The organism is Streptomyces sp. 8P21H-1, from assembly GCF_013302945.1.
Genome location: NZ_JABTYA010000214.1, coordinates 1 through 7,135 on the forward strand (window position 1 = coordinate 1; position 7,135 = coordinate 7,135).

Annotated in this window: 6 protein-coding genes and 2 pseudogenes; 2 read left to right on the forward strand and 6 right to left on the reverse strand. The window is 71.0% G+C overall.

Annotated features, from left to right (window positions below):
- Window positions 1–310, forward strand: a pseudogene (locus tag HO151_RS07580) (hypothetical protein); the annotation flags it as partial.
- A 66-nt stretch (window positions 311–376) separates the two neighbouring features.
- Here HO151_RS07580 and HO151_RS07585 read toward each other — a convergent pair.
- Window positions 377–499: a hypothetical protein gene (locus HO151_RS07585; RefSeq protein WP_302479539.1), complete on the reverse strand. Its 123-nt coding sequence runs from the start codon at window positions 497–499 to the stop codon at window positions 377–379.
- A gap of 9 nt (window positions 500–508) precedes the next feature.
- Complete coding sequence (locus HO151_RS03640) at window positions 509–661, reverse strand: hypothetical protein (protein WP_173894666.1); 153 nt, start codon at window positions 659–661, stop codon at window positions 509–511.
- A gap of 500 nt (window positions 662–1,161) precedes the next feature.
- Here HO151_RS03640 and HO151_RS07330 point away from each other — a divergent pair, with 500 nt between their 5' ends.
- On the forward strand, window positions 1,162–4,188 hold the full coding sequence (locus HO151_RS07330) for a DUF4157 domain-containing protein (RefSeq protein WP_254594687.1): 3,027 nt from the start codon (window positions 1,162–1,164) through the stop codon (window positions 4,186–4,188).
- A gap of 347 nt (window positions 4,189–4,535) precedes the next feature.
- On the opposite strand, the gene HO151_RS03650 is transcribed toward HO151_RS07330, so the two are convergent.
- From HO151_RS03650 to HO151_RS03665, 4 genes and pseudogenes are all read right to left on the reverse strand, one after another.
- A complete protein-coding gene (locus HO151_RS03650) occupies window positions 4,536–4,952 on the reverse strand; it encodes a nuclear transport factor 2 family protein (RefSeq protein WP_173894667.1) in 417 nt (138 codons plus the stop codon).
- A gap of 99 nt (window positions 4,953–5,051) precedes the next feature.
- The gene (locus tag HO151_RS03655; protein WP_173894669.1) at window positions 5,052–5,483 is read right to left on the reverse strand and encodes an Rrf2 family transcriptional regulator; all 432 of its coding nucleotides are present in this window, start codon (window positions 5,481–5,483) and stop codon (window positions 5,052–5,054) included.
- 138 nt (window positions 5,484–5,621) lie between these two features.
- Entirely contained in the window at window positions 5,622–6,671 is a 1,050-nt protein-coding gene (locus HO151_RS03660) for an alpha/beta hydrolase family protein (protein WP_254594688.1), read from the reverse strand.
- Window positions 6,664–7,135, reverse strand: a pseudogene (locus tag HO151_RS03665) (hypothetical protein); the annotation flags it as partial. The pseudogene HO151_RS03665 and the gene HO151_RS03660, both read right to left, overlap by 8 nt.

A 7,135-nucleotide genomic window follows, 5' to 3' on the forward strand; every position in this document is an offset into this window, starting at 1 on the left:
GTCCCAGCTCCAGGACCCGCTGCAGATACAGCGAGAGGACGAGTGCGGGACGACCCCCGAGGACGCCGTCTACGCCTACCGCGTCATCTGGTACTACACCGCCGACGAACTCACCGTGCGTTTCAACCGGGAGCGCCACCACGCGCGCCTGGACCGGCCACCGCACCGCGACCGGATCGGCGCCCTCGCCCCCGAGGAGTTCCCGCTCCTCACCTCGCTCGGCCCCCGCTGGGTGGAGCTGACCACGGAGGTCGGCCACCGCCGGGGCCCGCAGGCGGTCCTGGAGGGGTTGCCGGCCCGGACGACCTGACCGGGCCGTGCGCCGCGGCGGTCCCCGGAACGGCTGTCCGGGCCGCCGCTCGCGCCAGGCGGCCCGTCAACCCGCCACGCCCCTCCGCAGCTCCTTCTTGCCGATCTTGCCGCCCCCGGTGAGGGGCAGCTTCGGCAGAGCGACGAGGCTGTCCGGCAATGCGTACGCGACCACTCCGGACTCCCGCATGACCGAGTTTTACTGACGCAGCGTCAGTCCGGGCTGCGCGTTGCGGATCACCACGCAGGAGCAGGCCTGCTCCCCCATCAGGGGATGCGGCAGGGGCAGTACCGCCGCGGCGACCACGCGCGGGTCCGTCGGCAGGTGCTCCTCGACCTCCCGGCAGGGCATGACGTCACCGCCGGAGCAGGCGCTGCGGCGTTCGCCCGTCAGTCGCCGGGCTCGGGACCCGGGGCCAGTCCCTTCCTGCAGACGTCGACAGCCAGACGTCGACAGCGGTGAAATCCCAGTGGTTCGCGGCACTCGTGCCGGAGCCGGAACTGCTGCTGTTGTTGCCGACGGGCGCCGGGAAGCCGCACCGGCAGCGTCCACCCACTCCCCCGGCGCGTGGGGACGCCGACTCCGCTCATCCGGGGTATCGCCGTCACCCGGTTCACCCCCGGGAGGGGGAACGTACGGCGCGACCGGAAGGCGAGGTCGGCAGCGCGTGTCCCAGGTGCCCTGCCCTGGGCGTACCGCCTGACCCGGCACACAGGGGAGAACTAGTCATCCCGTGCGTCCTGTTGCCCTCGGGTGTGCCCGTGTGACCCTTTTGGCGCCGCAATTCGGGCGGTTAGAACGGCGGGCACGGCCGTGTACGCCGCGGTCGGTCGGACCGGGAGGAAACCGCCATGCGCGCACACGACGAACAACCCGAGGGCAAGACCGGGAGCCGGGTGCCGGGGGCCCGCCGCACCCCGTCCTTACCCGGGGCCCGCCGCACCCCGCCCTTGACCGGCGGGCCGGGCGGCGGGCCGATGACCCCGGCGAGACTTGCCGCGCTTCAGGGCTCGGTGGGCAACCGGGTGGTCGCGCGCCTGGTCGAGAAGGCCCGACACGTCCACGGTGCCGGCTGCGGGCACCTGGACGCCGATGCGGGCGCGGAGATCAGCGCGGACATCGGCAAGGACGCGAACACCGACAGGAGCGGGGACGGCGAACCCGTTGTTCAGCGCGCACTCCTTGACGCCGCCATGGCTTCCCCGAGTCGTCCACTACCCGATGGTCTTCGCAAAGAGGCAGAGTCATTTTACCGGAATGATCTGTCCTCCACCCGCATCCACGACAACGACGTGGCCCAACGGGCCACCGCGGCACTGGGCGCCCGGGCGATGACGGTCGGCTCCCACATCTTTCTTCCGCCGAGCGTCGCGGGCGACAAGTCGGTGGTCGGGCACGAGCTGAGCCACGTCAGCAGCAACCTCGCCGGGGTGCGGGAAACGGGTACCACCAGCGATGCCGGAGTCACGGTCACCGATCCGCGGCAGGACTCCGAGCAGCAGGCGGAGACGGACGGCACGGCGTTCGCCGCGGGCGCGGGCCGGGCGCCGTCGACCGGACGACGGGCATCCCGGACCGGTGGCGGTGGAGGCGGTGACGCAGGCCGCGGGCCGGTCGTGGCCCGGATGGAGAAAGGCACTCCGAGCGTCAGGGGGAAGGCTACGGCGGGTGGACAGTTCCCCGGCCGTGACGAGATCATCGCCGAGGTCGACAAGCTCGCCAAGGCCTGCACCTGCAAGCAGAACAAGAAGCAGTGGGGCCGGATCACCAAAGAGGTGGTGATCCGTTACGCCCGTGACTACGAGAACGACCGGGAAGGGCAGAGCCTGCGGCACCTCACGCGTCAGATGCTTGCCGCCATAGCCGACGAGGAGCGGAAGGCGCGGGACGGCGGGACGACGCCGACGGCCGGGGCGAAGAAGGCCGGAGCGGGGAAGGCCGAGGCGGGGAGGACCGGGAAGAAGAAGACGGCCGAACCGGTCAAGGAGCAGGAGATCCAGGCGATGCTGGTCAACGGCCACCTGGTCTTCGCCAGCAACTACAACCAGTCCATGCACCGGCTCTTCGACCTGCTCAGGGAGTTGAGCGGGGGACTGGGCGAGGACGACGACCTGGGGGGCGCCGACACGCTCCAGAAGCTGATGGGGACGGACTTCGGCAGCACCCGGGACGAGGTGGAGAGCGGCGGGAGCGATACCGAGTCGGAGTCCGAGGCCGAGGTCGAAGCCGGGGCCGACGCCGCGGCTTCCGTGAGGAGCAGGGGCAAACGGCCGGCGGGTGCCCAGCAGACCGACAGGGCCAAAGGCGGAAAACGGCGCAGAACCGAACCGGAGGAGGAGACCGGTGCGGCGGCGCCGGGGGCCAGGGCGCAGAAGAGCCAGGAGCGCAAGCGGCGCGACCACCAGGCCCTGCTGAAGATCAGGGAGGGCCTCACCCCCCGGACGCAGCGGCTGGAACCGCTGGGCACGGACGCCATGGACCTGGACGAGCCGGAGGGCGGCACCGGCGGGTTCAAGCGGGACAACGCCACCCTGAAGGCGCTGCGGGAAGCCTCACGCATCCGTCTGGTCGATGTGTCCAACGAGGCGTCCCAGGAGCCCGGGCACCGCCGGCACCTGGCCGCACTGCTGGCCAAGGACGGGGAGTACTCGGGCTACGCCTACCTGGTGCACAACGGGGTCGGGGCGGGGAAGATGCACGCCGAGCAGAAGTTGCTCCAGCTGCTGCAGAACGCGGAGTTCACCGGGGCGACCGAGCACGACCCCATCCACATCCGCGGCCCGAAGCGGCCGTGCGACGCGTGTCTCGCGATGCTGCGCTACTTCCGGGAGAAGCTCGAACTGAACCTGGTGTACAACCCGAGGGGGAACCATTACTTCCGGGAGTCGGTAGAAAGCGGTTTCAAGAACCTCACCGGCCACGACGGCGCCCGGTCCGGGGAGTTCGCGGACCACATGCGCGAAAGCATGGGTGACGATCAGCGCGTCATGTACGAGTCGACCGCCAGGCACGTGGTTCCCGCTCCCGCCGGGGACGGTCTCGGTGAAGCCGTGGCGGGGGCGCAGGGAGGGCTGGAGCAGCGGTACACGGTACCGGTGAAGGGAACGGACAAGAGCGGCGAGACCGTACGGGAACTGCCGCCCGGTGGCGACATCCAGGGCGTGGTGGACACCCCGTCCAACAGCGAGGCCGAGGAAGAGGGCGAGGCGATGTCGACGCTGGTGTCCCACACCAGTCATCTCCGTCTCGGCACCAGGGCGGGCGCTCAGGCGCCGGACACCCGGGAGCTGAAGGCGGACCGGCTGGCACGGGAGCGGGCGGAGTTCGCGGCCGAGGTGGAACCGAAGCTGATCGCCGCCGCGGGCCCGGCCTTCTGGGCCGAGGTCGACGCCCGTACGGACGAGGGCGGCAAGTTCACCCTGGCGTGGCCCGACGCGCTGCGCCGCCAGATCAAGGAGCTGTCCGACGGCAACGCTCCGCTGCGGATCCAGATCGCGAAGCGTCTCAAGATGTCCACGATCTCGCTGGACAAGCAGTTGGCACAGCTCACCGGCCCCTCACGCAAGCTGCGTCTTCGCCTGGCCCAGGTCGAGGGCGCGACCGAACGGCTGGAGGCGGCCATGCCCGCCGACATGCGACGCCGGTGGGAGGCCCAGAAGGCGGAGAACGCACGGACCGGGACGGAGAAGAAGCTCAGCGCCAAGGACATGGTGTTCACCCCGCAGTTCGAGGCCGTGCTGCACGAACTGATCCACACACAGCAGCAGAGGGTCTCCGCCAACTCCATAGCGGAGCATCTGCTCATGCCGCTCAACACATTCAGGAGCCGGGCCGAGAACATCGAGAAGAAGTACGCCGCCCAGGGCGCGAGCCAGTAGGACCGTGAAGCTTCCCCTTGATCGTGGACACCTGTCGTGGACACCTGTCGTGGACACCTGTCGTGGACACCCGGAGACTGGGGCCTTGAGGTTCCGGAGGGAGTGGTACCAGGTGAGAAGCAAGTGGCCGGGCACGCTCAGCGGTCCGCGCCGACCTCCTGAACAGCAGTGATGCGCCGCTGACCGCTCGAGTTCGTCATCGTCTGGCGACAGGCTCGCGGGGCACATGTGTTCAGACCGGCTGCTGTGGCGCCGGCAGGCAGGTGCCGGCAGCCGCCGGTGCGGAGCCGGGCGGGCGCGGCGCGGCGTTCATGTGCCCGGGGTCCGGGCACGTGAACGCACTTCGCTCAGCCTGCGTCGAAGGCTCTGTCGACGGTGAGGGTGTCCTCGTAGAGGTGCAGGCGGACGATGCGAGCGTCCTCGACCGTCAGGTGAATGGCCGCCGGGGTGGTGAACTCCTTACCGGTGGCCGCGACGGTGTGCGTCCACACCGCCAGCAGGACCACATCGCCGCCGTCGGCGATGATGCTCTTGAGGTCGACCACGCTCCGGCCGGGTACGAAGTGCGGCCACATCGTGGTGAAGTACGACGCGACCTCCTCCCGGCGGGTACGACGCCCGGTCCACGACAGTGTGTCACTGCCGGGGACGTACCAGTCGATCTCCTGGCTGAACAATTCCTGGATGCCGTCGGGGTCCTGCTTGCCGAGGCGTCGCGCGAACTCCTCGGCCATGGCCCGTGAGGTCTGCGTGTCTGCTGTCATCGTTCTCGTCCTTCGTCTCAGCACCCGAAGCGGTGCGGAAATTGATGTAACCATTTCGGTTACATCGTTGGATGCAGGAAAGGCCTCCGACCGGGAAGGTCAGGCGGATTTCAGGGTGTCCCGCAGGACGTCCTCCAGCGTGGTTCCGGCCAGTTCCCTGTGCAGGGCGGCCTCCGCGTCGCCGTAGACGGCGGTCAGCGCCGGCCCGATGCCGTGGCCCACGACGCATCCGGGATCCGGCGTCGCGGGATGCATGGCGAAGACCGGCCCCGGCTCGATCGCCTGGTAGACGTCGAGCAGGGTGATGGCCGCCAGGTCCCGGGCCAGCATCCAGCCCGCGCCGGCCCCGCGCCGCGAGACGACCAGGCCGGCCCGGCCCAGCGTGGCAAGCAGACGGCGGATCACCACCGGGTTGGTGTTGACGCTCGTCGCGATCTGCTCGGAGGTGGCCACCTCGTGGCCACGCCGCTGATACAGGCCGATCCAGGTCAGCGCGTGTGTGGCGATGGTCAGTCTGCTGTTGGCGCTCACGGTGGCTGCCACCCCCTCTCCTGTCGTAACAATATACGTTACGACAGGGTCGGCAACCGCCCGTCCGTCGCAGTGACCTTTCTCCACCGTGCCGCGCGGCCTGACGGCCGCTCTCCTTGCCCCTGCCCCCGCTGCCGGTCATGCCCGGCAGCCGCGTCCCGGCGGTCCGTCCAGGGCCTGGAGCAGCAGGGGCAGGGAGCGGTGCAGTTCGCGCCGCCAGTACGGCGGTGCGTGGGTGCCGGCGTAGAAGTGGGTGGTCACCGCGACCCCTGCCGCCTTCAGGCGGGCGGCGAGGGTTCGGGACTCCTCTTCCATGACCGCCTCGGTCGGTGAGAGGACGTCCTCGGGGAAGGGGCGGGCCGGGTCCTCCAGACCGGGGATGTGCGGGTCGGGTGGTGTGCCGGGCGGGTCGAGGGCGCCGGCGGTGCCGTCGCCGCTGGCCAGGTGCACGGATGTGCCCCGGAGGCGTTCCGCCAGGTAAAAGGGGTCGTGGGCACGCCAGTTGGCCCGGTGGGCGGCGGGGTCGCCCCAGATCGCCCGCCAGTCGAGGCCGAGATACGTGGCCCCCGCGCGTACCGCCCGCGGATGCTGGAGCGGGTGGACGAACCCGCTGTGGCTCGCCACCGCACGGAAGAGCCCCGGGTGACGCGCGGCGTAGGAGACGGCGCAGAAACCGCCCTGCGACTCCCCCGCGGCCGCACGACGGGTCCCCGCCCCGTAGTCCCGCTCCAGCAGCGGCATCATCTCGCGCAGATGGAAACCCTCCACCGCGGGAGGGCCGCCCCGGCCCTGGTTGAACCAGTCGGTGCAGAAGCCGAACAGCGGCATCCCCGGCATGACGACCAGGGTGCCGCGCAGCTCGGGATCTTCCTGGATCCCGTACTCCTCGGTCCAGGTCCGGTGGTCGCCGTCGCCGCCGGGGAAGAGGTACAGCACGGGCCAGCGGTCCTTCGGCCCGCGCCGCTGCCAGCCGTCGGGGGTCAGCAGCCGCACCTCGGCGTCCCGGCCCAGCTCGGGCGATCGCACCGTGAGGTCGACGATGCGTCCCTCGGCCCTGCGTTCCGCGACGACGCGGGCGCCGTCACGGGCGTACGCACCCGGCATGGCCGGTACGAGTACGGCCACCAGGGCCGCCACGGCCGTCAGGGCCGTCAGCACCGGGGCGGGGTTCCGCCGGCGGTCAGACATCGCGCCTCCTCAGCAGGCCCGCCGCGACGAGCAGCGCGAGGACCGTGTACGCGGTGACCAGGCCCGGTGAGGGCCAGGCACCCGGGCTGCCGGCCGTCTCCGGGCTCGCGTCGGAGGTCTGGCTCAGCTTCTGCAGCGCGGCGGCCGGAGTGGCGCCCACGATCCACCGCTGCAGGTCGCCGAGGAGCGGCCCGAACAGCGACGGCAGCATCACCACGACCACGGCGGTGACCGCCGGCGTCGTCCAGGGTGTGGAGCGCAGGCTCGCGAACTTCGTCCACTCGAAGGCCAGGGCCTCCCGGAAACCGGGAACCGCCACCGTCGTACCGGCCGTGCAGACGTCCTCCGACGCGGAGCGGACCGGGGTGAGTTCGTGCAGCGCCAGGGCGTGCTCACGGGCCGGCTGCCCGACGGCCGCCGGGGCGGGCCCCGTCACCCGCCGGCCACCGGGTCCGCCCAGCAGG